Raw genomic sequence first — 25,479 nt, forward strand, 5'->3', positions numbered from 1 at the left:
CCGCAGCCGGCCGGAACCGGCGCCGGAACGGCCGCCCGAGGGACATCGCTCCGGCTGTTCCCGGCTGCCGATACGGTGTCGCGCGTGCAGCTCACCGTCGTCGACCACCCGTTGGCCCGCGCCCGTCTGACGAAGATGCGTGACGAGCGGACGGACAACGCCATGTTCCGGGCCGCCCTGCGCGAGCTGACGCAGATGCTGGTCTACGAGGCCACCCGCGACCTGCAGATCGCCGAGGAGCCGATCCGGACGCCGGTGACCTCGACGACCGGGTACCGGCTGGCCGCGCCGCCGCTGATCGTGCCGGTGCTGCGCGCGGGCCTCGGCATGGCCGACACCGCGCACGGCATGCTGCCCGAGTCGCAGATGGGCTTCGTCGGCCTCGCCCGCAACGAGGAGACGTTCCAGCCCGAGGCGTACATGGCCTCGCTGCCGGAGTCGCTGGTCGACCGGGAGGTGTTCGTCCTCGACCCGATGCTGGCCACCGGCGGCTCGCTGGTGCACTGCTGCGGCCTGCTCACCGCCCGCGGCGCCACCTCGATCACCGTCCTGTGCGCCCTGGCCGCACCCGAGGGCATCCGCCGGCTCGAGGAGAGCGGCCTGCCGCTGCGGGTCTTCACCGCGAGCGTCGACGAGGGCCTCAACGACAAGGCCTACATCGTCCCCGGCCTCGGCGACGCCGGTGACCGCCAGTTCGGCGCGGTCTGACCATGCGGTTCGGCGTCCTCGGCACCGGCTTCTGGGCCAAGGAGGTCCACGCGACCGCCCTCGCCGACCACCCCGACGCCGAGCTGGTCGGCGTCTGGGGTCGCGACCTCGCGAAGGCCAAGGCCGTCGGCGCCGAGTTCGACGTCCCCGGCTTCTCCGAGGTCGACGAGCTGCTGGAGCAGGTCGACGCGGTCGCCATCGCCCTCCCGCCGCACGTGCAGGCGCCGCTGGCCGAGCAGGCTGCGGCGGCCGGCAAGCACCTGCTGCTGGAGAAGCCGATCGCCCTCGACGTCGCGGCCGCCGACCGCGTCGTCGCCGCCGTCCGGGACGCCGGCGTCGCGTCGGTCGTCTTCTTCACCTTCCGCTTCCGCCCGTCCACGGCCACCTGGCTGGAGCAGGCGACGCGGATGACGCTCGCGGGCGGGTCCGGCTCCTGGCTGTCCTCGCTCGCCGGGTCGCCGTTCGACTCCTCGCCCTGGCGCCAGGAGCACGGCGCGCTCTGGGACATCGGGCCGCACGCCCTGTCCCTGCTCGTCCCCGCGCTCGGGCCCGTGACCTCCGTCCAGGCGGGCGCGGGGCTGCGCGACACCGTGCACCTGGTGCTCACGCACGAATCCGGCGTCGCCTCGACGGTGACCGTCTCCCACACGGTGGCGCCGATGTCGACGGGCAACGAGTTCTTCGTCCACGGGGACGCCGGGCGGCTGGTCCTCCTGCCGGAGGACGGCGTCGCGCGGGAGGCGTTCGGAGTGGCGGTCGACGAGCTCACCGCCGCGGCGGTCGCCGGCGGGCAGCACCCGTGCGACGTCGCCTTCGGCAGGGACGTCGTCGCCGTGCTGGAGGCCGCGGCCAGGGCCCTGGCGAGCGGGTGCCGGGAGCCCGTCGCGGACTGAGGGCTCAGGCCGTCTGCGGCACGTTCGGACGGCGCACCATCACCGACAGCAGCATCGTCGTGTCGGTCTGCTGCACGTAGGAGAGGCCGCGCAGCCGGCTGATCACGCGCTCGAGGTGCGGGACGTCGCCGGCCACCACGCGCAGCATCGCGTCCGCCGCCCCCGCCACCGTGAAGGCCTCCACGACCTCCGGCACGTGGTCGAGGTCGCCGCGCATCGTCTCGAACGGCACGGTCCCGTTCGTGTAGAGCTGGACGACGGCCTCGATCTCCCAGCCCATCGCGTGCGGTTCCACGACGGCGGTGAAGCCGCGGATCGCCCCGTCGCGCACCAGCCGGTCGACCCGGCGCTTGGCGGCCGACGCCGACAGACCCACCTCGTCGCCGATGTCGGCGTAGGAGCGGCGACCGTCGCGGAGCAGCGCGCGCAGGATCCGGTGGTCCAGTTCGTCAGGAGAAGCCACGCCGGATGATTGCGTTTCAGCCGTGTGAACGCAATGAACCGGCGTGGAGGCGCTGCGTTTCGCAATGGTCCGGCGCGGTCGCTCGGCCCTACGGTGCCGGTACCCACCGAGCCCAGGAGAGCGCCCCATGCCCGAGCTGACCCGTGCCGAGGAGCGGGCCCTCGCCGTCGTCGACCGCCAGGCGATCGTGTCCTCCCTCGTCGAGCTGCTGGCGGTGCCCAGCATCAGCGGCAGCGACGCCGAGTGCGACGTGCAGCACCGGCTGGCCAAGGACGTGCAGTCGCTCGGTCTCGACGTCGACCTGTGGTCCATGGACATCGCCGAGCTGACCGCCGCCGAGGGCTTCCCGGGCACGGAGGCGCCGCGCTCGGAGGCGTGGGGGCTGGTCGGCACCCAGGCGGGGGAGTCGGAGATCCCGGCGCTGGTCCTGCAGGGGCACGTCGACGTCGTCCCGGCCGGCGACCTCGCGCACTGGCGGACGGCACCGTTCGAGCCCACGCTGCGGCAGGGGAGCATCCACGGCCGCGGCGCCTGCGACATGAAGGCCGGGGTGGTGGCCAACCTGGCGGCCGTGCGGGCCATCCGCGAGTCCGGCGTCCGCCTGCGCGGTGGCCTGGCCCTGCACTTGGTGATCGGCGAGGAGGACGGCGGGCTCGGCGCGTTCGGCACCCTGCGCCGCGGGCACACCGGTGAGGCCTGCGTCATCACCGAGCCGACCAGCGGCACCCTGATCACCGGCGCGGCGGGCGCCCTCACCTTCACCCTCGAGGTGCCCGGCGCGGCGACCCACGCGGCCACGCCCTACGCCGGCTCCAGCGCGATCGACTCCTACGTCCGGTTGCACATGGGCCTGCAGTCGCTGCAGGCCGAGCGCAACAGGATCGTCGAGCCGCTGATGCGCGAGTACCCCGTCCCGTACCCCCTGGTCATCGGGCGCGTGGAAGCAGGGGACTGGTCGAGCAGCGTGCCCGACCGGCTCGTCGCCGAAGGCCGGCTCGGGCTGCGCATCGACGAGGACCCGGCCGCCGCCCGCGCCGAGCTCGAGTACTGGGTCGGCGTCGTCGCCGAGGCCGACCCGTACCTGCGCGACCACCCGCCCGTCGTCACCTGGTCCGGCGGCCAGTTCGCCGGGGGCGCGTTCCCGAGCGGGCACCCGCTCGGCGCCGTGGTGGCGGCCGCGCACGCCGACGTGACCGGCGGGCCGGCACCGCGCGAGCGCGGCGCCCCGTACGGCAGCGACCTCCGGCTCTACGCCGGCAGCGGCATCCCGACGCTGCACTACGGGCCGGGTGACGTGCGGCTGGCGCACGGACCCGAGGAGGCGGTCGAGATCGACGAGGTGGTCCGCGTCGTCGAGACGCTCGTGCTGACCGCGATCCGGACCTGCGGGACCCTCGACTGACCTAGCCGCGGCGTCGGGCGTGGTGCAGCAGGACCACACCGCAGCCGAAGCGGCGGGTGCCCACCAGCTCGAGGTCGTCGGGGGCGTTCCCCGGCCCGAACAACGGCCGCCCCCGCCCGAGCAGCACCGGGTGGACGAAGAGCCGGTACTCGTCGATCAGGTCGTGCTTGCGGAAGGACTCGATCAGGTCGGCCCCGCCGATCGTCATGTCACCGCCCGGCTGCTGCTGCAGGGCCCGGATCTCGTCGGGGTCGACCTCGCGGTGCACGGAGGTGGCCCACTCGTCCTGCTGCATCGTGCGGGAGAAGACGATCCGCGGGACGCGACGGAAGATGTCGGGGAACTCCCGGTCCTGCTCGGAGGTGGCCCAGGCGTCGACCATGAGCCGGTGGGTCACCCGGCCGAAGAGGAACGCGCTGGTGGTCGCCAGGTACTCGTCGACGGACGCGAGCATCTCCTCGTCCATGCGGTGCCAGCTGATGTCCCGGTCGGGTCCCTCGAAGAACCCGTCGAGGGACACCCCCATGTGGACGACGATCTTGCGCACCCGTTCCTCCGTTCGTGGACGTCGCGGGGCTGACCGTCGCCGCCCGCAGAACTGATCGGTGTCAGAGCCCGAGCGCCGCCGACATCTCCGCCCGCAGCTGGTCCAGCTCGTCCTCGCCGCGGCCGCGGGCCGCGATCAGCCCGGCGTCCTCGTGCACCGGGACGACCGTCTCCAGGTACGCCTTCAGCTTCGGCTCGGTCCCGCTCGGCCGGACGATCACGCGCATGCCGTCCCCGAGCAGCCGGACGGCGTCCACCGGTGGGTCCTGGTGCGCGAGGTCGGTGACGGCGACCGGCCGGCCCAGCAGCGACGACGGCGGCTGCGCCCGCAGCCGGGCCATCGCGTCGGAGATCAGCGACAGGTCCTCGACCCGCACCGACAGCTGCCCGGTCACGAACAGGCCGTGCTCGTCGGCCAGCTCGTCGAGCCGGTCGGTCAGCGTCCGCCCGTCGGCCTTCAGCTCGGCGGCGAGCAGCGCCACGGCCAGCGACGCCGAGATGCCGTCCTTGTCCCGGGCGACGGACGGCGCGACGGCGTACCCCAGCGCCTCCTCGTAGCCGTAGACCAGCGGGGCGTCGTCCGAGCCGGCGCGGATGATCCACTTGAACCCGGTCGGCGTCTCCGCCGAGGGCTGCCCCGCCGCGGCGGCGATCACGTGCATGAGCGAGCCGCTCACCAGGGACGACGCGTACGTCCCGCGCACCCCCCGGCGCAGCAGCCAGTCGGCCAGCAGGGCGCCGACCTCGTCACCGGTCAGCTGCCGCCCGCCGCAGACGACGGCGCAGCGGTCGGCGTCGGGGTCCTCGGCGATCGCGACGTCGGCGCCGGTGCTCGCGGCCAGCGCCTTGAGCAGGTCGGTCGCCCCCGGTTCCTCCGGGTTCGGGAAGGCGACGGTCGGGAAGCGCCCGTCGGGGGTGTCCTGCTCGGCCACGCTCACCGGCTCGGCGAGCCCTGCCGCGGCGAACACCGCGCGCGTCGTCTCGGCGCCCACGCCGTGCATCGCGGTGTAGGCGACCACCAGCCCGTCGCGGCCGGTCACCTGCGCCGGGTCGAGGGCCCCGACCACCGCCGCCACGTAGTCGGCCCGGACGTCGTCACCGACGGTCAGCCAGTCGTCGGAGAGCGGGACCTCGCGGGCCGGCCCGACCGCCGCGATCGCGGCCTCGATCTGCCGGTCGGCCGGCGGGACCAGCTGGGCGCCGTCGCCGAGGTAGACCTTGTAGCCGTTGTCGTCGGGCGGGTTGTGGCTGGCGGTGACCATGATCCCGGCCACGCAGCCCAGGTGCCGGACGGCGAAGGACAGCACCGGGGTCGGCAGTGCCTTGGGCAGCACCTGCACCGCGAACCCGGCGCCGGCCAGCACGGCCGCGGACACGTGGGCGAACTCGTCGGACCGGCGTCGGGCGTCGTAACCGATCACTACGCCACCGCCCGCGTGCCCGGAGTCGGTCAGGTACCGCGCCAGCCCCGCGGCGGCGCGGGTGACGACGGCGGCGTTCATCCCGGCCGGCCCGGCGCGCAGCGGCCCGCGCAGCCCCGCCGTCCCGAAGGTCAGCGGCCCCGCGAAGCGCTGGGTCAGCTCCTCGACGTCACCGGCCCCCACGAGCGCCTCGATCTCGGCGCGGTCACCGGCGTGCGGATCGGCGTCGGCCCACGCGCGGGCGGTCGCGAGCAGGTCCCCGGTCACGGCCGCTGGAACTTCTCGGCGTCGAAGTCGGCGGTCGTGTACTCGCCGCCCACCCGCCCGTGCACGGGGTCGCCGAGGTCGGGCTCGCCGTGCGCCTCGACCAGCGCCTCGGCGTACACCTCGGCGTCGTCCTGGGGGTCGTACCCGAGGGCGCGGGCGGCGGTGAGGTCCCACCAGTTCCGGGTGTTGGCCGACACCCCCCACACCACGGAGAACCCCGGCGAGGGCGCCTGCAGGGCGGCGTCCACCAGCGACACGGTGTCGGCGGGGGAGAGCCAGGTCGACAGCTGCCGGGTGGTCGTCGGCTCGGCGAAGGCGCTGCCGATCCGCAGGCAGACGACCTCGAGCCCGTAGCGGTCGACGTAGAGGGAGCCGAGCGCCTCCATCGCCACCTTCGAGACGCCGTAGTACGTGTCCGGCCGCGGCGGCGCGTCCACCTCGCGCAGGAGCCCGCCGTCCGGCCGCGGCGTGTACCCCGTGGCGTGGTTGCTGCTGGCCAGGACGACGCGGCGCACGCCGGTCAGCCGGGCGGCCTCCAGGGCGCAGTACGTGCCCTCGATGTTGGCGTGCGAGATCGCCGGCCAGGTCGACTCCCCGGAGATGCCGGCCATGTGCACGACCGCCGAGGCGCCGCGGGTGGCGTCGACCATCGCGGCGAGGTCGGTGACGTCCACGACCAGCTGCTCCTCGCCCGGCCGCTCGTCGGGCACCGGGACGACGTCGAGGCTGCGCAGCGCCCAGCCGCGCTCGGGCAGGCCGCCGCGCAGGACCGTCCCGATCCGGCCGGCCGCCCCGGTGAGCAGGACGAGGCCGCTCACGGGAGACGGCCGATCAGCTCGACCAGGAACTGGCCCAGCCGGCCCGCGGCCGCCTTGCCCGCCGCGAGGACCTCCTCGTGGTCCAGCTTCTCGCCGGTGATGCCGGCCGCGGCGTTGGTGACCATCGAGAGGCCGAACACCTCGACGCCCGCGGCACGGGCGGCGATCGCCTCGAGCGCGGTGGACATGCCGACGAGGTCGGCGCCGAGGGTGCGCAGCATCCGGATCTCGGCCGGGGTCTCGTAGTGCGGGCCCGGCAGCTGCGCGTAGACGCCCTCGACCAGCGACGGGTCGAGCTCGTGGGCCAGCGCGCGGATCCGCGACGAGTAGAGGTCGGTGAGGTCGACGAAGTTCGCCCCGACCAGCGGCGAGCGCGCCGTCAGGTTCAGGTGGTCGCTGATGACCACGGCCTGCCCGACCCGGTGGTCGGGCGCCAGACCTCCGGCGGCGTTGGTGAGGACGACGGTCCGCACGCCGGCGGCGGCGGCGGTGCGCACGCCGTGCACCACCGGGTCGACGCCGCGCCCCTCGTAGTAGTGGGTGCGGCCGAGGAACAGCAGCACGCCGCGGTCGCCGACGCGCACCGACCGCACCTCACCGCCGTGCCCGACCGCGGTGGGGGCCGCGAAGCCGGGCAGCTCGCCGATCGCGACGGAGCCGAGAGCGGGGCCGAACGCGTCGGCGGCCGGCGCCCAGCCGGAGCCCATGACGACGGCCACCTCGTGCGGCCCGCCGAGCGCGGTGGTGAGTTCCCCGGCCGCCAGGGCGGCGAGGGCTGCGGGATCGGTCGTGGAGGTCGGCTGGCTCACGGTCGGACGCTAACGCAGGTGCGCGGCTGCGGACGTCCCGGCCGCCGGGAGACGGCGTCGGGACGTCCGGTGCCGGGACGCCGGGTCAGCGGGTGGCCAGGTCGGGGGCGCACTCGGGCTGCCGCGACAGGTAGCTGTCGTAGGCGTCGGAGACGAGCCGGTACTGGTGGTGGTGGGTGCCGAGCGTGCCGGGCCAGACGCCGGCCGCGGCGATGGCGACCGAGCAGGGGTCGCGGTCGAGGGCCGGCGGGTCCGCGGCGGCGATGCCGGCGGAGCCCGCCACCAGGGCGGCGGCGGCCAGCGGGATCAGGACGCGGCGGGGCAGACGGGTGGACATGAGCCGTACCTCCTGGGGGCTGAGGACCGGGCCGTCCGGGCTGCGCGGGGCGCAGGGCGGGTGGTCGAGGGGGCCTCGGGATGGGCGCCGGTGGCGGGTGTCTCCGCCCGGTGCGTGCCGGTGGGTTCCGACGTCGTGGAGAGGCCGGGCGGCCGAGGCGGGATACGGACCCGCACGCGCTCGTCACCGGCGCGGGTGATCGTGGTCCGCCGCCGGGTGGCGAGCGGTGATCGCTCCTAGACTTCCGACGTGCAGATCCCCTTCGAGTCCTCGTCGCGCGCCAGCCTCGGCGTGGAGTGGGAGCTGCAGCTGGTCGACCGCGAGACCCGCGAGCTGACCGCCGGCGCGGTGGAGATCCTCGAGGAGATCCGCCCGGAGGGCGCCGAGGAGCACCCCAAGGCCAAGCACGAGCTGCTCCAGTCGACCATCGAGATCATCACCGGCGTCTGCACGACGGTCGCGGAGGCCAAGGCCGACCTGGCCGGCACGCTGGCCGAGGTGAGCGCCGCCGCCGAGCGGCGCGGGCTGGGCCTGATGTGCGCCGGGACGCACCCGATCACCGACTGGCAGTCCCAGCAGATCTCGCCCAAGGAGCGCTACCTGCAGCTCGTGGAGCGCATGCAGTGGCTGGCCCGCCGGCTGCAGATCTTCGGGGTGCACGTGCACGTCGGCGTCCGCTCGCCGGAGAAGGCGATCCCCATCGTCAACGCGCTGTGCCAGTACGTCCCGCACTTCCTCGCGCTGTCGGCGTCGTCCCCGTTCTGGGTCGGCTGCGACACCGGGCTGGCGTCGTCCCGGACGAAGGTCTTCGAGAGCATGCCGACCGCCGGGCTGCCCTACCAGCTGTCGGGCTGGGACGAGTTCGAGGACTACATGGCCACGCTGATCTCCACGAACGCCATCGAGAGCGTGCGCGAGGTCTGGTGGGACATCCGCCCGCACCCCGGCTTCGGGACCGTCGAGCTGCGCATCTGCGACGGCCTGCCCACCCTCGACGAGATCGGCGCGGTCGCCGCGCTGTCGCAGTGCCTGGTCGAGCAGTTCGACGGCCAGCTCGACCGCGGCTACACCCTCCCGACCCCCGCGAGCTGGGTGCTGCGCGAGAACAAGTGGCGGGCCGCCCGCTACGGCCTCGACGCAGACATCGTCGTCGACGAGAAGGGCACGGTCCGGCCGGTCCGGCAGGCGATCCTGGACCTGCTCGAGGAGCTGGCGCCCACAGCGAGGCGTCTCGACTGCGAGGCCGAGCTCGCCGACGTCGAGCGGATCCTCGCCGTCGGCGCCTCCTACCAGCGGCAGCGAGCGGTGGCGCTGCAGTCCGGCGGCGACCTGAAGCCCGTCGTCGACAGCCTGCTCGCGGAGATGCGCGACGGCCTCCCCGCCCCGGGCCCGGCCGGTGCGCCGTCCGGTCCGGTCCCCGGTCCCGCCGACTGCGCGGGAGGGCATGCCGCATGACCCCGGTCGTCGAGAAGCTCGGTGCGGGGGTCGACGAGTGGGTGAGCGCGAACCAGGCCGCGCTCTCCGCCACCCGGCGGCACCTGCACGCCCACCCCGAGCTGGGCTACGCGGAGTTCGAGACCACGTCGTTCCTCGAGCAGCGGCTGCGCCACCACGGACTGGTGCCGCGCCGCCTCCCCACCGGCACCGGCCTGACCGTCGACGTCGGCTCGGGCAGCGGGCCGGTCGTCGTCCTGCGCGCCGACATCGACGCGCTGCCGCTGGCCGACCTCAAGGACGTGCCCTACGCCTCCACGCGCGAAGGCCTCTGCCACGCCTGCGGCCACGACGTGCACACCACCGTCGTCCTCGGCGTCGCGATCGCCCTCGCCTCGATGGACGGCCTGCCCGGCACGGTCCGCTGCGTGTTCCAGCCGGCGGAGGAGACGGTGCCCGGCGGGGCGACCGAGGTGGTGGCCTCCGGCGTCCTCGAGGGGGCCTCCCGGGCGTTCGCCCTGCACTGCGACCCCTCCGTCCCCGCGGGCAAGGTCGGCCTGCGGACGGGCGCGATCACCGCCGCCTGCGACCGGATGGACGTCACGCTGACCGGGCCCGGTGGGCACACCGCGCGGCCGCAGCTCACCGTCGACCTCGTCGACGCGCTCGGGCGGCTCATCACCGACCTCCCCGGGCTGCTGTCGCGGCAGGTCGACCCGCGTGCCGGGATGTCGCTGGTCTGGGGCGCGGTCAACGCCGGCGTCGCGGCCAACGCCATCCCGCAGCGCGGCCGGCTCAGCGGCACGGTGCGGGTCCTCGACCGGGACGCGTGGAAGGGTGCCGAGGAGCTGATGCGCGCCCTGGTCGAGCGGGTCGCCGCCACGACCGGCGCGGAGGTGGACGTCGACTACATCCGTGGCGTGCCGCCGGTCGTGAACGATCCCCGGTCGGTCGCCCTGCTGCGCAACGCCGCGATGGAGACCGTCGGCAGCGAGAACCTCCTCCTCTCGCCGCAGTCGATGGGCGGCGAGGACTTCGGCTGGTTCGCCGACGTGATGCCGATCGCCCTCGCCCGGCTGGGCACCCACGGCGGCGGCGCGCCCCTGGACCTGCACCGCGGCACGTTCGACGTGGACGAGCGGGCGATCGGCGTGGGCGTGCGGCTCCTGGCCCGCACCGCGCTGCACGCGCTGGAGGCCGATTCGGGACCCCCTCGCACCGGCCGGAGGGCTCCTGGGGACACTTCTGCCCGACGAGCCGAGGAGAGACGGGAACCCGACGATGAGTTCCACCGACCAACGGGCTGAGCCGCCGGCGGCCGCTGACGCCGAGGTGCCGGCCGAGCACGAGGTCCCCAGCGACCTGGCGCTGGCCGCGGAGTTCGAGGCGGCGACGCGCGACCAGTGGCGCGAGCTGGTGGCCGGCGTGCTGCGCAAGGCCGGCCGCGAGGAGCTGCCCGACCCGGTCGAGGACGCCCTGAGCCGCACGGTCGCCACGGGCGTCCGGGTGGCGCCGCTGTACACCGCCGAGGACGTCGCCGACCTGCCTGCCGCCGTCGGGGTCCCCGGGCTCGCGCCGTTCGTGCGCGGGTCCCGGGCCGGCGCCGATCCGGAGAGCGGGGTGCCCGGCGGCTGGGACGTCCGCCAGCGGCACGCGCACCCGGACGTCGCCGTGACGAAGGAGGCGATCGCCGCCGACCTCGAGAACGGCGTCACGTCGCTGTGGCTCGTCGTCGGCGAGGGCGCGGTGCCGGCGCAGGAGCTGGGCGCGGTGCTCTCCGACGTCTACCTCGACCTGGCACCCGTGGCCGTGACCGGTGGCCTGCCGGCCGCCGAGGCGTTCCTGGACCTGGTCGAGGGCCGCGACGACCTCGCGCCCGGCGGCTCGCTCGGCCTCGACCCGCTCGCCGTGCACGCGGCGACGGGGGAGCCGCAGGACCTGGCCGGTCTCGCCGACGTCGCCCGACGCGCGACCGCCCACCGGGGTCTGCGGGCAGTCGTCGTCGACGCGACCGTCTTCCACGACGCCGGCGCCTCGGTGGTCGAGGAGATCGGCTGCTCGCTCGCGGCCGGGGTCGCCTACCTGCGTGCGCTCACCGGGGGCGGTCTGGGCGTCGACGAGGCGTTCGGGCAGCTGGAGTTCCGCTACCCCGCGACCGCCGACCAGTTCACGACGATCGCGGGGCTGCGCGCGGCGCGCCGGCTCTGGGACCGCGTCGGCGAGGTCAGCGGGGCCGCGCCGGAGGCCCGCGCCCAGCGGCAGCACGCGGTCACGTCCTCGGTCATGACGACGAAGCGCGACCCGTGGGTGAACATGCTGCGCACGACCGTCGCCTGCTTCGCCGCGGGCGTCGGGGGCGCCGACGTCGTCACGGTGCAGCCGTTCGACGCCGCCCTCGGGCTGCCCGACTCCTTCTCCCGGCGGATCGCCCGGAACACCCAGAGCCTGCTCGTCGAGGAGGGCCACCTCGCCCGCGTCCTCGACCCGGCCGGCGGCTCCTGGTACGTCGAGTCGCTGACCGACCAGCTCGCGCAGGCGGCCTGGGACTGGTTCACCGAGATCGAGCGGGCCGGTGGCCTGGCGGCGGCACTCGACTCCGGCCTGGTGCGCGACCGCCTCGCCGCCGCCTGGGACGAGCGGGCGAAGCGCCTGGCCACCCGGGCGGAGGCCATCACCGGCGTCAGCGAGTTCCCCAACCTCGCCGAGAAGCTGCCGGCCCGCGAGCCCTACGCCTGGTCGGCGCCGGGCGGCGGGCTGCCGCGCGTCCGGGCCGCGCAGGAGTTCGAGGCCCTGCGCGACGCCGCCGACGCCGCGGAGACCCGCCCGGCGGTCTACCTCGCCACGATCGGACCGATCGCGAAGCACACGGCCCGGGCCACGTTCGCCGGCAACCTGTTCCAGGCCGGCGGCCTGGGGACGCCGTCCGGGGACGGCGCGTCCGGCCTCGCGGGGGCCGGGACGACGGTCGCCTGCATCTGCGGCACCGACGAGGACTACGCGGAGTCGGCCGCCGCGCTGGCGGCGGAGCTCCGGGCCGCCGGGGCGACGTCGGTCTGGCTGGCCGGCAAGCCCGACCTGGGGGTCGACGGGGTCGACGGCTACGTCTTCGCCGGGTGCGACGCGCTCGACGTGCTGCGCACCGCGCACGAGCAGCTGGGAGTCCAGGCATGAGCAGCATCCCCGACTTCGGCTCCGTCGAGCTGGGCCGTCCCACGGCGACCAGCACGGGCGACGACTGGGCGAAGGCGTTCACCGAGGCCACGGGCCGGGGCGTCGAGGAGGCGACCTGGGAGACCCCCGAGGGCATCGCCGTCCCGCCGCTGTACACGCCGGCCGACCTCGAGGGCCTGGACTTCCTCGGCACCTACCCGGGCATCGCCCCGTACCTGCGCGGGCCCTACCCGACCATGTACACGACGCAGCCGTGGACGGTCCGCCAGTACGCGGGGTTCTCCACCGCCGCGGAGTCCAACGCCTTCTACCGGCGCAACCTCGCGGCCGGGCAGAAGGGCCTGTCGGTCGCCTTCGACCTGCCCACCCACCGGGGCTACGACTCCGACCACCCGCGGGTGGTCGGCGACGTCGGCATGGCGGGCGTGGCGATCGACTCGATCCTCGACATGCGGCAGCTGTTCGACGGCATCCCGCTGGACCGGATGAGCGTCTCCATGACGATGAACGGCGCCGTCCTCCCGGTGCTCGCGCTCTACATCGTCGCGGCGGAGGAGCAGGGGGTGGAGCCGGCGAAGCTGACCGGCACCATCCAGAACGACATCCTCAAAGAGTTCATGGTCCGCAACACCTACATCTACCCGCCCAAGCCCTCGATGCAGATCATCAGCGACATCTTCGCGTTCACCTCGCAGGAGATGCCGCGGTTCAACTCCATCTCGATCTCCGGGTACCACATCCAGGAGGCCGGGGCGACGGCCGACCTGGAGCTGGCGTACACGCTGGCCGACGGCGTCGAGTACCTGAAGGCGGGCAAGGCCGCCGGCATGGACGTCGACGCGTTCGCGCCACGGCTGAGCTTCTTCTGGGCGATCGGCATGAACTTCTTCATGGAGGTCGCCAAGCTCCGCGCCGGGCGGCTGCTCTGGGCGAAGCTGGTCAAGGAGGCCGGGGCGCAGAACCCGAAGTCGCTGTCGCTGCGCACCCACTCGCAGACCTCGGGCTGGTCGCTGACCGCGCAGGACGTCTACAACAACGTCGTCCGCACCTGCCTGGAGGCGATGGCCGCCACGCAGGGGCACACCCAGTCGCTGCACACCAACGCCCTCGACGAGGCGCTGGCGCTGCCCACGGACTTCTCCGCCCGCATCGCCCGCAACACCCAGCTGCTGCTCCAGCAGGAGTCGGGGACCACGCGGGTCATCGACCCGTGGGGCGGCTCGGCGTACGTGGAGAGGCTGACCTACGACCTGGCCCGCCGCGCGTGGGCGCACATCCAGGAGGTCACCGAGCACGGCGGCATGGCGCAGGCCATCGACGACGGCATCCCGAAGCTGCGCATCGAGGAGGCCGCCGCCCGCACGCAGGCGCGGATCGACTCGGGCCGGCAGCCGGTGATCGGCGTGAACAAGTACCGGGTCGAGGCCGACGAGGCCATCGAGGTGCTGCGCGTGGACAACAAGGACGTGCTCGCCCAGCAGAAGGCCAAGCTCGAGGAGCTGCGGGCCTCCCGCGACGCCGGAGCGGTGGAGGAGTCGCTGCGCCGGCTCACCGACGCCGCCCGTGCCGCCGCCGAGCGGCGGCGGGGGAACGACCTCTCGGAGAACCTGCTCAAGCTCGCGGTCGACGCCGCCCGGGCCAAGGCGACCGTCGGGGAGATCTCCGACGCGCTCGAGGAGGTCTACGGGCGGCACGCCGGCCAGGTGCGCACCATCTCCGGTGTGTACCGCGACGAGGCGCTCGCGGGGGGCCGGGCGGGAGAGGACAGCCCCATGGAGGAGACCCGCCGCATGGCCGAGGCGTTCGAGGAGGCGGAGGGCCGCCGCCCCCGCATCCTCGTGGCCAAGATGGGCCAGGACGGCCATGACCGCGGCCAGAAGGTGATCGCCACCGCGTTCGCCGACCTCGGTTTCGACGTCGACGTGGGCCCGCTGTTCCAGACGCCGGAGGAGGTCGCCCGGCAGGCGGTCGAGGCCGACGTCCACGTCGTCGGGGTCTCCTCGCTGGCGGCCGGCCACCTGACGCTGGTCCCAGCGCTGCAGGAGGCGTTGGCCGAGCTCGGTGCCGACGACGTGCTGATCGTGGTCGGCGGCGTCATCCCGCCCGACGACGTGCCGACGCTCAAGGAGATGGGGGCCGCCGCGGTGTTCCTGCCCGGCACGGTCATCGCCGAGGCGGCGCAGGAGCTGCTCGGCACGCTGTCGTCCCGACTCGGTCACTGATGGGCCCGTCCGACCTCGCGGACGGCGTCCTCTCCGGCAACCGGCGCGCCGTGGCCCGGGCGATCACGCTGGTCGAGTCCCGCCGGGCCGACCACCGGGAGCTGGCGCAGGAACTGCTGGTCGAGCTGCTGCCGCACGCGGGGGGAGCCCGCCGCGTCGGCATCAGCGGCGTGCCCGGCGTGGGCAAGTCCACCTTCATCGACCAGCTCGGCGTCGACCTCACCGCGGCGGGCTCGAAGGTGGCGGTGCTCGCCGTCGACCCGTCCTCGGCGCGCTCGGGCGGGTCGATCCTGGGCGACAAGACCCGGATGGCCCGGCTGGCGGTCGACCCGAACGCCTTCATCCGCCCCTCGCCGACGTCGGGCACGCTCGGCGGCGTCGCCCAGGCCACCCGGGAGTCGATGGTCGTGGTCGAGGCCGCGGGCTACGACGTCGTCCTGGTCGAGACCGTGGGCGTCGGGCAGTCGGAGATCGCGGTCGCCGAGATGGTCGACTCGTTCCTCTTCCTCACCCTCGCCCGCACCGGCGACCAGCTGCAGGGGATCAAGCGCGGCATCCTCGAGATCGCCGACGTCATCGCCGTGAACAAGGCCGACGGCGAGAACGCGCCGGCCGCCCGGAAGGCCGCCCGCGAGCTCTCCGGTGCGATCCGGATGCTGCGCGGCCACGACGAGACCTGGGACGTCCCGGTGCTGACCTGCGCCGGGCTCACCGGCGAGGGCCTCGACGAGGTGTGGGCGAAGCTGGTCGAGCACCAGGACCGCATGACGGCCTCGGGCCGGTTCGACGAGCGCCGCCGCACCCAGCAGGTGCGCTGGACGTGGCAGCTGGTCCGCGACTCCCTCGAGCACCAGCTCCGGGCGCACCCCGGCGTGCGGTCCGCCGTCCCGGACCTGGAGAAGGCGGTGCTGGCGGGCGAGCTCACCCCGGCGCTGGCTGCCCGGCAGATCCTCGACACGTTCCTGGCGGCCCCGGCGGACGCTCCCCGCGAGCCGTGAGTCAGACGCCCGTGGAGCGGCAGTCCCGCGTCCGCAGGTCCATCACGTAGTCCTCCGGCGCCCCGGCCGCCTCGGCGGCGTCGGCCAGCGCGCCGAGGTAGCGCGCCGACGGCAGGCCGCCCTCGAACGCGTCGAGGACGTAGACGTAGGCGACGGCGTCGCCGCCCAGGGTGTGCACCCGCAGGTGCAGCTTCCGGTAGAGCCCGAGGTCGGCGCCCTCCCAGGCGTCGAGCGCGCGCTCGTCGGCCTCGGTGAGGTCGTACAGCGCGACGAACACCCCCGGCGACAGCGGCTCGGGGTCCTCCTCCGCGGGCACGAGCGTCGCCAGCGCGCCCTCCCAGCCGAGCTCCTCGGCGCCGAAGGTGAGCCGCCAGCCACGGATCCAGCCGGTGCCGGTGTGCGGGGAGGACGGGCACCGGCGCAGCATCTGCGCGGGATCCATGTTCGACCCGTAGGCGGCGTAGAGGCCCATCCCCGGCACCCTAACGACTCCGTGCGGCAGGCCGGAGGACGCCGGTCACAGCGCCCGGACCCGGCACCGGGGAGAATGGCGGCACCAGCAGGTGGAACCACACGTCCGTCGAGCACCGGAGAAGGCACACCATGACCCGCATCGTCATCATCGGCGGCGGACCGGCCGGCTACGAGGCCGCGCTGGTCGCCGCGCAGCTCGGTGCCGAGGTCACCGTCATCGAGCGCGACGGCATCGGTGGCGCCAGCGTGCTCACCGACTGCGTCCCGTCCAAGACGCTGATCGCCGCCGCCGGTGCGATGACCTCGGTCCGCGACTCCGCCGTCCTCGGTCTGCAGGGCGCCGAGCTCGCGACCGTCACCCTCGACCTGCCGTCGGTCAACCACCGGGTCAAGGGCCTGGCGATGGCCCAGTCGGCCGACATCCACGCGCGGCTGACCGGCGAGGGCGTGCGGATCCTCGCGGGGCAGGGCCGGCTCAGCGACGAGGTGCGCGGTCTCGCCGCCCACACGGTCGAGGTCGTGGACGCCGACGGCCGGGTGAGCGAGGAGCTCGAGAGCGACGTCGTCCTCATCGCCACCGGCGCCGACCCCCGCGTGCTGCCCGGCGCGGAGCCCGACGGCGAGCGGATCCTCGACTGGCGCGACGTGTACGACCTCGAGGAGATGCCCGAGCACCTCGTCGTGGTCGGCTCCGGTGTGACCGGCGCCGAGTTCGCCTCCGGCTACCTGGAGGCCGGCGTGCCGGTCACCCTCGTCTCCTCGCGCGATCAGGTGCTGCCGGGCGAGGACTCCGACGCGGCGGCCGTCGTCGAGGAGGTCTTCCAGTCCCGCGGCGGGCGGATCGCCGAGAAGGGCCGGGCCGCCGCGGTGAAGCGGACCGAGAAGGGCGTGCTGGTCGAGCTCACCGACGGCCGCACCGTCGAGGGCTCGCACGCGCTGATGACCGTCGGCACGGTGCCGAACACCGCCGGGCTGAACCTGGAGCAGTGCGGCGTCGAGGTGACGCAGTCCGGTCACGTCGTCGTCGACCGCGTCTCGCGCACCTCGGTGGCCGGCATCTACGCCGCCGGCGACGTCACGGGTGTCTTCCAGCTGGCCTCCGTCGCCGCCATGCAGGGCCGGATCGCCATGTGGCACGCCCTCGGCGAGGCGGTGGCGCCGATCCGGCTCAAGACCGTCGCGGCGAACGTCTTCACCCACCCGGAGATCGCCACCGTCGGCGTGCAGGAGAAGTCGCTGTCCTCGGACGACGACATCGACGTCGTCCGGCTGCCGCTGGCGACCAATGCCCGCGCCAAGATGGGCGACCTGCACGACGGCTTCGTGAAGCTGTTCGCCCGCCGCTCCACCGGGGTGATCATGGGTGGCGTCGTCGTCGCGCCCGGCGCCTCGGAGCTCGTGCTGCCGATCGCCCTCGCCGTCACCAAGGGGCTGACGGTGGCCGACCTGGCCCAGACGTTCGCGATCTACCCGTCGCTGTCGGGCTCGATCACCGAGGCCGGCCGCCGGCTGATGGGGGCCGACCACCTCGCCTGACGGGGCGGGCGGGGGCGGAGTTCCGCCTGCGCCCGATGTGACGGGAATTCCGCTCAACATCGCGGATCCGGTGCCGACAGGGCCGGGCACCGCCGATGTCACGGTGGATGCCTTCTCCCCGGATCGCCCCCGCCCGCTCGCTGGCCGTGGCCGTCGCCGTCCTCACCGGCGTGCTGGCGCCGCTCGTGCTGCCCGCCGCCGGCGCGTCTGCCGACGAGGTCGCCGGCCGCACGCTCGCCGGCGAGCTGGTGCAGGCCTGGGCGGAGGCCGAGCCCGGCGCTGCCCACGACCACGGTGACGACGGGCTCGTCAGCTGGGTCCAGCCCGCGGACGGCGACCCCGTGCTCGTCGACAGCGCCGGCGTCGAGGGCGTCCCGTCCGGCTCCTCCGTCGAGTTGACCGTCGGCGCGCCGTCCGGTGGCGAGCCGCTGCCCGTCGTCGACGCCACCGTGACCTCCGGGCCGGCCGCCGCGACGGCGCCGGTCACCAACGAGGTGACCGTCGCCATGGTCGCCCCCGCCGGCGCGGTGCCGACCGGGGACGGCACCACCCTGGCGCAGGTCGTCTCCGCCGTCGACGACCGCGTCGCGCCGTTCTGGTCCGAGCAGAGCGGCGGCGTGATCTCGCTGCACGTCACCGCGACCCACGACTGGGCGCCCGCGAGCGTCGGCTGCGCCAACCCGGCCCTGCTGTGGGACGAGGTCGCCGCGCGCGTGCGGTTCGTGCCCGGCCCCGGCAAGCACCTGCTCCTCTACGTCTCGCGCGACTCCGACTGCGCCTACGCCCTGGCCGAGGTCGGCAGCTCGCCGTCGTCGGGCGGGCGGCTCTACGTCCGCGACACGACGACGTCGGTGATCGCGCACGAGCTCGGGCACAACTTCGGCCTCGGGCACTCCTCGGGGGAGCAGTGCGACGGCACCGTGGAGGGCGGGTCCTGCCGCACCGTCGCCTACCGCGACTACTACGACGTCATGGGCGTCTCCTGGACGGAGACCGGGACGCTCAACGCCCCCCAGGCCGCGCGCCTCGGTGTGCTGCCCGCCGCGCAGCAGCAGGCGCTGTCGGTGTGGGGGAGCGCCACCACCGCGACCCTCTCGCCGCTGTCGGGCCGCACCGGTGTGCGGGCGCTGCAGCTGACCGACGCCGAGGGCGTCGCCTACTGGCTGGAGTACCGGACGCCCGCCGGTCAGGACACCTGGCTCGCGGGCAACCGGTTCGGGCTCGAGTCCGGCGTGCTGCTGCGCCGCGCGGGCGGGCTGCCCGACACGTCGGTGCTCCTCGACGGCACGCCGGGGACCGCGGCGGGCTGGGACCGCGACCTCGGCGCCGCCCTGCCCGTGGGTGCCGCCGTGCCCGTCTCGGGCGGGGACTTCTCCGTCGTCGTGCAGAGCGTCTCGCCGGCCGGCGCGGTCGTGAGCGTCACGCCGACCGCGCCGGCCGCCGTCTCCGCGACGGCGGCCGGCACCGCGACGGCGCCGCGACCCGGACCGCGTGGCGAGGTGATGCCCGGAGCCGGTGAGGCCGCGGTGACCGTCGCCCCCGCACCCCAGGCCGCGTTCTGGGCGCCGGGCTACGCCGGAGCCGCCCACCGCGCCGACACGCCCCTGCGCACCGCCGCCGACCACGGAGGCGGCAGCACCGTCCTGGTCGCCCTGGCCGGGGGGCTGCTGGCCGGCACCGCTCTCCTCGTCGTCCGCCGGCTGCGGGCCGCACGGCTGCGCTGACGTCGCGGGCCGCCTCGGCCCGGGCCGGTGCCGTCCGGGCCGCGGGACGCCGATGACCAGAGCGGTCCCTGGAAGCTGGAGTCGTCCGTGTCGGTTGCCCGCCGTCCGCGTGCCACGCGGTCGTCCCTCGTCGTCCTCGCGGCGGCGCTCGCCCTGCCCGTGCTGGCCGTCCCGGGTGTGGCGGCCGCCGACGGGCCGCGCGTCCTGCCGGACACCGTGGTCGGCGAGCTGGTGCAGGCGTGGCCCGAGCACGCCGACCAGGAGGAAGCGGCCGAGCACGGCGGGGAGGGGCCGTTGAGCTTCATCCGCACCGCGGACGGCGGCTCGGTGCGCGTCGACACCGGCGAGGTCGACCACCTCCCGCTGGGTTCCACCGTCGAGGTGACGGTCGGCCAGTCCTTCTCCGACGACGCGTCCCGCGACGAGGGCTTCGAGAAGGCCCGCGACGTGCTCGCCGCGGAGGTCGTGGCCCCGGTGGCGCCCGCCGTCTCGCCGGTCAACCACACCGTCAGCGTGGTCATGGCGGTGCCGGCCGGGGGAACCCGCGACTCCGCCACGCTGGGGCAGGTCGTCGCCGCGGTGGAGGGCCCGGTCGCCGAGTTCTGGTCGGCCGAGAGCAACGGCGTCGTCAACGTCGGCATCGGCGCCACCCGGGACTGGGTCGACCTGCCGGTGGGCTGCTCCGACCCGTACGCGCTGTGGAACGCCGCCGCCCAGACGGTGGGCTTCACCTCGGGCGCCGGCAAGCACCTCCTGGTCTACCTCCCGCAGACGGGCACGCTCCCCGGCTGCTCGGACGGCCTGGGAACCGTCGGCACGGGCCCGGGGTCCGGCGGCTACACCTACGTGCGGGGCAGCAAGCCCTCGATCATCGCCCACGAACTGGGGCACAACGTCGGGCTCGGGCACTCCTCCGCCGTCCAGTGCGACGGGGTGGTCCAGGGGAGGACGTGCCGGACGACGTCCTACTGGGACCTCTACGACGTGATGGGCGCGTCCTGGGACCAGATGGGCTCCCTGAACGTGGCCCAGGCGTCGCGGATCTACGACGTCGCGCCGAAGGTCTTCCCACCGCGCAGCACCCCCGAGACGGTGACCCTCGCCCCCGTGTCGCAGCGGTCCGGCGTCCGCGCGATCGTGCTGCGGGACTCCGCCGGCACCCAGTACTGGCTGGAGTTCCGGCCGGCGACCGGACGCGACGGGTGGCTCGGCACGTCGGACAACTGGTTCGGCCTGCAGCCGGGCGTCCTGCTCCGCAGGGCCGCGGCCGGCAACGACACGTCGCTGCTGCTCGACGCCACTCCGTCGCCGATCGCCGGCTGGGACGCCGACGACGAGGTGCGGCTCCCGGTCGGGACGACGATCCGGATCGACGACGCGGCGAGCGCGGGGACCGCGGCGTTCATGGTCAGGGTGCAGGAGGTCACCGACGCGCGAGCGATCGTCGAGGTGACCCCCGCGACCCCGATCGACATCGCCCACGACGCGGCCGGAGGGGATGCGGGGGTGCTCGGCCCGGCCACCGCGCCGGAGTCGTGCGTGACCCGCTCGGCGCGGACCTTCTGCGAGCGGCCGTTCCAGCGCGGCACCCTGTACTGGAGCCTGTCGTCGGGCGCCCACTACGTGACCGCTCCGGTCCTCCCGGCCTACGTCGCGGCCGGCGGCACGGCGAGCGACTGGGGCATGCCCACGACCGACACCGTCTGCGGCCGCGTCGGCGGCGGCTGCGTGCAGACGTTCGACGCCGGGGCCGACGAGTGGGCGTCCTCTCCCGGCACGGGTGGCTTCCTCATCAGGGGCCGCATCGCCGACGTGTGGCGGGCGAGCGGTCGCGAGGCGGGGGCTCTCGGCTATCCCCTCGCCGACCGGACCTGCGTCGACGGGCTGTGCCGGCAGCCCTTCGAGCGGGGGCTGGTGGCCGGCGGGACCGCGACGGGCACCTTCGCCGTCCGCGCCGACATCGCCGCGCCATGGGCGGCCCGCGGACACGAGGCCGGCCCGCTCGGCTGGCCGGTGTCGGCGCTCGTGTGCGGGCTGGCGAACGGCGGGTGCGGCCAGGTGTTCCAGGGCGGCCGGATCTACACCGCCCCGGGTGCCGGCGCCCACGCCGTCAGCGGTGCGATCCACGCGGCGTGGGTCGCGCAGGGCTACGAACGCGGTCCGCTGGGCTACGCCACCGGCGACGAGGTGTGCGGAACCGGAGGCGGCTGCACGCAGGCGTTCCAGGGCGGCCTCCTCTACGCGCACGCCTCCGTGGGGGTCCGCACCACGTCGGTCGCGGTGGCGACCGCTTGGGACGCGGCCGGCGGGGCCGGCGGGGTGCTGGGCCAGCCCACCAGCAACCTGATCTGCGGGCTCAAGGACGGCGGCTGCGGCCAGGTGTTCCAGGGCGGGATCGTCTACTCGACCGCGCGCACCGGCGCCCACGCCCTCAGCGGCGTCGTCAAGGACGCCTGGGTCGCCCAGGGCTACGAGAACGGCGAGCTGGGCTACCCGACGTCCGACCTGGTCTGCGGACTGCCCGGGAGCGCGTGCAAGCAGGGCTTCCAGGGCGGGACGCTCTACTCGCACCCGACGGCCGGGATGCGGACCGTCACCGGCGCCGTCCATGCGGTCTGGACAGCGGCCGGGAGCGAGGCGGGCCCGCTCGGGCACCCCACGAGCGGCCTGGTCTGCGGGCTCAGGGACGGCGGCTGCGGCCAGGTCTTCTCGGGCGGCATCGTCTACTCCACCGCGCGGACCGGCACCCACGCCGTGACCGGGGACGTCAAGGACGCCTGGGTCGCGCAGGGCTACGAGAACGGTCCGCTGGGCTACCCGGCGTCCGGCCTGATCTGCGGTCTGGCGGGCGGTGGTTGCGGGCAGGCGTTCCAGGGCGGGCGGATCTACGCCGGACCGGGCACCGGCGCGCACGCGCTCAGCGGGGCGGTGCAGTCCGCGTGGATCGCGCAGGGCTGGGAGGCCGGGCCGCTCGGCTACCCGACCGGTGATGTGGTCTGCGGCGTCGCGGGCGGCTGCTCGCAGGCCTTCCAGGGCGGCACCCTCTACTCCCACCCGGTAGCCGGGACCCGCACGGTTGCCGGTTCGCTCGCCGCCGCCTACGCGGCCGCCGGCGGGGCCGCCGGCACCCTCGGCTACCCGACCAGCGGGCTGATCTGCGGGCTCAAGGACGGCGGCTGCGGCCAGGTGTTCCAGGGCGGCACGATCTACGACAGCCCGGGCAACGGCGTGCACGCGCTGACCGGCCGGATCCGCGCCGCGTGGATGGCGCAGGGCTACGAGCTCGGCCCTCTCGGCTACCCGACGGGCGACCAGGTCTGCGGTCTGGCGGCGAGCGGGTGCTCGCAGACGTTCCAGGGTGGCACCGTCTGGTCGTCACCCGCCACGGGGGCTCAGGCCGTCACGGGGGCTGTCGCCACCGCCTACGCGGCGGCCGGGGGCGTGGGCGGCGCGCTCGGCTACCCGACCAGCGGGTTGATCTGCGGGCTCAAGGACGGCGGCTGCGGCCAGGTGTTCCAGGGCGGGCGGATCTACGACAGCCCGGGCAGCGGCGCGCACGCCGTCACCGGTGCGATCCACACCGCGTGGGTGGCGCAGCGCTGGGAGCTGGGGCCGCTCGGCTACGCCACCGCCGACCAGGTCTGCGGTCTCGCCGGCGGGGGCTGCGTGCAGCAGTTCCAGGGCGGCACCCTGTACGCCCACCCCACCGCCGGCACGTACCCGGTCTCCGGCGACGTCGCGGCCGCGTACGCGAGGGCCGGTGGCGAGAGCGGGGCCCTCGGCTACCCGACCAGCGGCCTGATCTGCGGGCTGAAGCAGACCGGGTGCGGCCAGGTGTTCCAGGGCGGGCGCATCTACACGACGCCCGGCACCGGAGCCCACGCCGTCAGCGGTGCCATCCACACCGCCTGGGTGGAGCGGGGGTACGAGACCGGAGTGCTCGGCTACGCCACGGAGGACCAGGTGTGCGGCCTGGCCGGTGGTGGCTGCAGCCAGCGGTTCCAGAGCGGCACGCTCTACTGGCATCCCGGCACCGGTGCCCACCGGTTGAGCGGACGGTTCCTGTCGGACTACGTCGCCGCCGGCGGCCCCGCCGTCCTGGGCTACCCCGCGTCGGACGTGCGGTCGGTCCGGGGTGAGGACTGGGACGGCTACGCCGTCGACCTGCGCAGCGGGCCGCCCGTCTACACGTGCGGGAGCGGTTTCGAGGGCCGCGCGATCTACTGGTCGCCGACGTCCGTCGGCTTCTCACCCGTCGTGCTCTCCGGCGACATCCTCGTGGCGTTCGAGGCGGACCTGGCAGGGGCGAGCAGCTGGGGACCCCCGACCGGGCAGTACCGCGCCACGGACGGGAACGGGAACACGTTCTGGATGGCGGCGTTCCACCACAAGCACGTCATCCAGGACCTCTGCGGTGGGCCGCTGAGCTAGGTGGACCGTGCAGCGGCGCCCGCCCCTGGCGCGGGCGCCGCGTCCGCGGCTACTCGGCGTCGGCGATGGTGCAGATGACCGCGCCGCTGGTGACCGCAGCGCCGACCTCGGCGGCGAGGCCGGAGATCGTCCCGGCCTTGTGCGCGGTGATCGGCTGCTCCATCTTCATCGCCTCGAGCACGACGACCAGGTCGCCGGCCTCGACGGTCGCCCCGTCCTCCACGGCGACCTTGACGATGGTGCCCTGCATGGGCGAGGTCAGGGAGTCGCCCGACGCCGCCGAGCCGCCGCTGCCGCCCCCGCGCTTGCGCGGCTTGGCGGCCGCACCCGGGGCCGCGCCGCCGCCCCCGGCCGCGAGACCGGCGGGCAGGGACACCTCGAGCCGCCGGCCACCCACCTCGACGACGACGGTCTGGCGCGGCGCCTGCTCGTCCTGCTCGGCCGGGGCGGCGTCGTAGGGGGCGACCTGGTTGTCCCACTCGGTCTCGATCCAGCGGGTGTGGACCGTGAACGGCTCGGTGGTGAACGCCTCGTCGCGGACCACCGCGCGGTGGAACGGGATCACCGTCGGCATGCCCTCGACGACCAGCTCGTCCAGGGCACGGCGGGCGCGCTCCAGCGCCTGCCCGCGGCTGGCGCCGGTGACGATCAGCTTGGCCAGCATGGAGTCGAACGCGCCGGCCACCTCGCCGCCGGTCTCGACGCCGGAGTCCCAGCGCACGCCGGGGCCCTGCGGGATCTCCAGGCGCGTCACCGGGCCGGGGGCCGGCATGAAGTTGCGGCCGGCGTCCTCGGCGTTGATCCGGAACTCGATGCTGTGCCCGCGCGGCTCCGGGTCCTCGGTGATCTCCAGCTCCTCGCCACGGGCGATGCGGAACTGCTGGCGGACCAGGTCGATGCCCGACGTCTCCTCCGACACCGGGTGCTCGACCTGCAGGCGGGTGTTGACCTCGAGGAAGGAGATGGACCCGTCGAGGCCGACCAGGTACTCGACCGTGCCGGCGCCGTGGTAGCCGGCCTCCCTGCAGATGGCCTTGGCCGACTCGTGGATGCGGATCCGCTGCTCCGGGCTGAGGAAGGGCGCGGGCGCCTCCTCGACCAGCTTCTGGTTGCGGCGCTGCAGCGAGCAGTCGCGGGTGCCGACGACGACGACGTTGCCGTGGGTGTCGGCCAGCACCTGCGCCTCGACGTGCCGGGGCTTGTCGAGGAACTTCTCGACGAAGCACTCGCCGCGGCCGAAGGCGGAGACCGCCTCGCGCACCGCCGAGTCGAACTGCTCGGGGATCTCCTTCTCGTCGCGGACCACCTTCAGGCCGCGGCCGCCGCCACCGAACGCCGCCTTGATGGCGATCGGCATCCCGTGCTCCTGCGCGAACGCCACGACCTCGTCGGCGTCCTTCACCGGCTCCTTGGTGCCGGGCACCAGGGGCGCGCCCACCGCGGTGGCGATGTGACGGGCCTGCACCTTGTCGCCGAGGGCGACGATCGCCTCGGGCGAGGGGCCGATCCAGGTGAGGCCGGCGTCGATGACCGCCCGCGCGAAGTCGGCGTTCTCGGAGAGGAATCCGTAGCCGGGGTGGATCGCGTCGGCGCCGGACTGCTTCGCCGCGTCGATGATCTTCTCGATGACGAGGTAGGAGTCGCCGGGCGTCGTCCCACCGAGGGCGAACGCCTCGTCGGCGACGCGCACGTGCAGGGCGTCGCGGTCGGGCTCGGCGTAGACGGCGACGCTGGTCAGGCCCTCGTCCTTGCAGGCGCGTGCCACGCGCACCGCGATCTCACCGCGGTTGGCGATCAGGACCTTCTGCACCGTCGGTACTCCTCT

At 74.7% G+C, this 25,479-nt stretch carries 19 protein-coding genes; 11 read left to right on the forward strand and 8 right to left on the reverse strand.

Annotated features, from left to right (window positions below; translation table 11 throughout):
• The first annotated feature begins 84 nt into the window (after positions 1 to 84).
• Positions 85 to 708 carry a uracil phosphoribosyltransferase gene (gene upp / locus DCS98_RS20535; protein WP_116453335.1) on the forward strand — a complete coding sequence of 208 codons (624 nt, stop codon included), beginning with the start codon at positions 85 to 87 and terminating at the stop codon, positions 706 to 708.
• 2 nt (positions 709 to 710) lie between these two features.
• Positions 711 to 1,601 (forward strand): Gfo/Idh/MocA family protein, encoded by an 891-nt coding sequence (locus DCS98_RS20540; RefSeq protein WP_116453337.1) that lies wholly within the window; start codon positions 711 to 713, stop codon positions 1,599 to 1,601.
• Between the two features lie 4 nt (positions 1,602 to 1,605).
• On the opposite strand, the gene DCS98_RS20545 is transcribed toward DCS98_RS20540, so the two are convergent.
• A complete protein-coding gene (locus DCS98_RS20545) occupies positions 1,606 to 2,064 on the reverse strand; it encodes an Lrp/AsnC family transcriptional regulator (RefSeq protein ID WP_241038519.1) in 459 nt (152 codons plus the stop codon).
• A 127-nt stretch (positions 2,065 to 2,191) separates the two neighbouring features.
• On the opposite strand from DCS98_RS20545, the gene DCS98_RS20550 reads away from it, so the two are divergent.
• The gene (locus tag DCS98_RS20550; protein WP_116453340.1) at positions 2,192 to 3,466 is read left to right on the forward strand and encodes an ArgE/DapE family deacylase; all 1,275 of its coding nucleotides are present in this window, start codon (positions 2,192 to 2,194) and stop codon (positions 3,464 to 3,466) included.
• A 1-nt stretch (position 3,467) separates the two neighbouring features.
• Here DCS98_RS20550 and DCS98_RS20555 read toward each other — a convergent pair whose 3' ends face one another.
• The 5 genes from DCS98_RS20555 to DCS98_RS20575 all read right to left on the reverse strand — a co-directional run bounded on the left by DCS98_RS20555 (position 3,468) and on the right by DCS98_RS20575 (position 7,664).
• Entirely contained in the window at positions 3,468 to 4,013 is a 546-nt protein-coding gene (locus DCS98_RS20555) for a dihydrofolate reductase family protein (protein ID WP_116453341.1), read from the reverse strand.
• A gap of 61 nt (positions 4,014 to 4,074) precedes the next feature.
• On the reverse strand, positions 4,075 to 5,700 hold the full coding sequence (locus tag DCS98_RS20560) for a phospho-sugar mutase (protein WP_116453342.1): 1,626 nt from the start codon (positions 5,698 to 5,700) through the stop codon (positions 4,075 to 4,077).
• A complete protein-coding gene (locus DCS98_RS20565) occupies positions 5,697 to 6,518 on the reverse strand; it encodes an NAD-dependent epimerase/dehydratase family protein (RefSeq protein ID WP_116453343.1) in 822 nt (273 codons plus the stop codon). Before DCS98_RS20565 ends, DCS98_RS20560 begins: the two co-directional genes overlap by 4 nt.
• On the reverse strand, positions 6,515 to 7,327 hold the full coding sequence (locus tag DCS98_RS20570; protein ID WP_116453344.1) for a purine-nucleoside phosphorylase: 813 nt from the start codon (positions 7,325 to 7,327) through the stop codon (positions 6,515 to 6,517). Before DCS98_RS20570 ends, DCS98_RS20565 begins: the two co-directional genes overlap by 4 nt.
• An 85-nt stretch (positions 7,328 to 7,412) precedes the next feature.
• Positions 7,413 to 7,664 (reverse strand): hypothetical protein, encoded by a 252-nt coding sequence (locus DCS98_RS20575; protein ID WP_116453345.1) that lies wholly within the window; start codon positions 7,662 to 7,664, stop codon positions 7,413 to 7,415.
• A 249-nt stretch (positions 7,665 to 7,913) separates the two neighbouring features.
• Between DCS98_RS20575 and DCS98_RS20580 the strand changes: the two genes are divergently transcribed.
• From DCS98_RS20580 to meaB, 5 genes are read left to right on the forward strand one after another with little or no spacing between them, the layout of a single operon-like run.
• Positions 7,914 to 9,119, forward strand: coding sequence for a glutamate--cysteine ligase (locus tag DCS98_RS20580; RefSeq protein WP_116453346.1), 1,206 nt, complete (start codon positions 7,914 to 7,916; stop codon positions 9,117 to 9,119).
• Positions 9,116 to 10,405 (forward strand): amidohydrolase, encoded by a 1,290-nt coding sequence (locus DCS98_RS20585; protein ID WP_116453347.1) that lies wholly within the window; start codon positions 9,116 to 9,118, stop codon positions 10,403 to 10,405. The genes DCS98_RS20580 and DCS98_RS20585 overlap by 4 nt, the downstream gene beginning before the upstream one ends.
• Positions 10,380 to 12,269: a methylmalonyl-CoA mutase subunit beta gene (locus DCS98_RS20590; protein WP_116453348.1), complete on the forward strand. Its 1,890-nt coding sequence runs from the start codon at positions 10,380 to 10,382 to the stop codon at positions 12,267 to 12,269. The genes DCS98_RS20585 and DCS98_RS20590 overlap by 26 nt, the downstream gene beginning before the upstream one ends.
• Positions 12,266 to 14,491, forward strand: a complete 2,226-nt coding sequence (gene scpA, locus DCS98_RS20595; protein WP_116453349.1) for a methylmalonyl-CoA mutase — start codon at positions 12,266 to 12,268, stop codon at positions 14,489 to 14,491. Before DCS98_RS20590 ends, scpA begins: the two co-directional genes overlap by 4 nt.
• Positions 14,491 to 15,489 carry a methylmalonyl Co-A mutase-associated GTPase MeaB gene (gene meaB / locus DCS98_RS20600; RefSeq protein WP_116453350.1) on the forward strand — a complete coding sequence of 333 codons (999 nt, stop codon included), beginning with the start codon at positions 14,491 to 14,493 and terminating at the stop codon, positions 15,487 to 15,489. Before scpA ends, meaB begins: the two co-directional genes overlap by 1 nt.
• 1 nt (position 15,490) lies before the next feature.
• Here the strand turns inward: meaB and DCS98_RS20605 are convergent, their stop codons facing one another.
• Positions 15,491 to 15,961: a gamma-glutamylcyclotransferase family protein gene (locus DCS98_RS20605; protein ID WP_116453351.1), complete on the reverse strand. Its 471-nt coding sequence runs from the start codon at positions 15,959 to 15,961 to the stop codon at positions 15,491 to 15,493.
• A gap of 131 nt (positions 15,962 to 16,092) precedes the next feature.
• On the opposite strand from DCS98_RS20605, the gene DCS98_RS20610 reads away from it, so the two are divergent.
• From DCS98_RS20610 to DCS98_RS20620, 3 genes are all read left to right on the forward strand, one after another.
• Entirely contained in the window at positions 16,093 to 17,499 is a 1,407-nt protein-coding gene (locus DCS98_RS20610) for an NAD(P)H-quinone dehydrogenase (protein WP_116453352.1), read from the forward strand.
• Between the two features lie 107 nt (positions 17,500 to 17,606).
• Entirely contained in the window at positions 17,607 to 19,223 is a 1,617-nt protein-coding gene (locus DCS98_RS20615; protein ID WP_164704680.1) for a zinc-dependent metalloprotease family protein, read from the forward strand.
• A gap of 87 nt (positions 19,224 to 19,310) precedes the next feature.
• Positions 19,311 to 23,654 carry a reprolysin-like metallopeptidase gene (locus tag DCS98_RS20620; protein ID WP_164704681.1) on the forward strand — a complete coding sequence of 1,448 codons (4,344 nt, stop codon included), beginning with the start codon at positions 19,311 to 19,313 and terminating at the stop codon, positions 23,652 to 23,654.
• 49 nt (positions 23,655 to 23,703) lie between these two features.
• Here the strand turns inward: DCS98_RS20620 and DCS98_RS20625 are convergent, their stop codons facing one another.
• Positions 23,704 to 25,464 (reverse strand): acetyl/propionyl/methylcrotonyl-CoA carboxylase subunit alpha, encoded by a 1,761-nt coding sequence (locus DCS98_RS20625; RefSeq protein ID WP_116453355.1) that lies wholly within the window; start codon positions 25,462 to 25,464, stop codon positions 23,704 to 23,706.
• Between the last annotated feature and the right edge of the window lie 15 nt (positions 25,465 to 25,479).

The organism is Blastococcus litoris, from assembly GCF_003075095.1.
In the GTDB taxonomy this organism is placed as follows: Bacteria; Actinomycetota; Actinomycetes; order Mycobacteriales; family Geodermatophilaceae; genus Blastococcus_B; species Blastococcus_B litoris.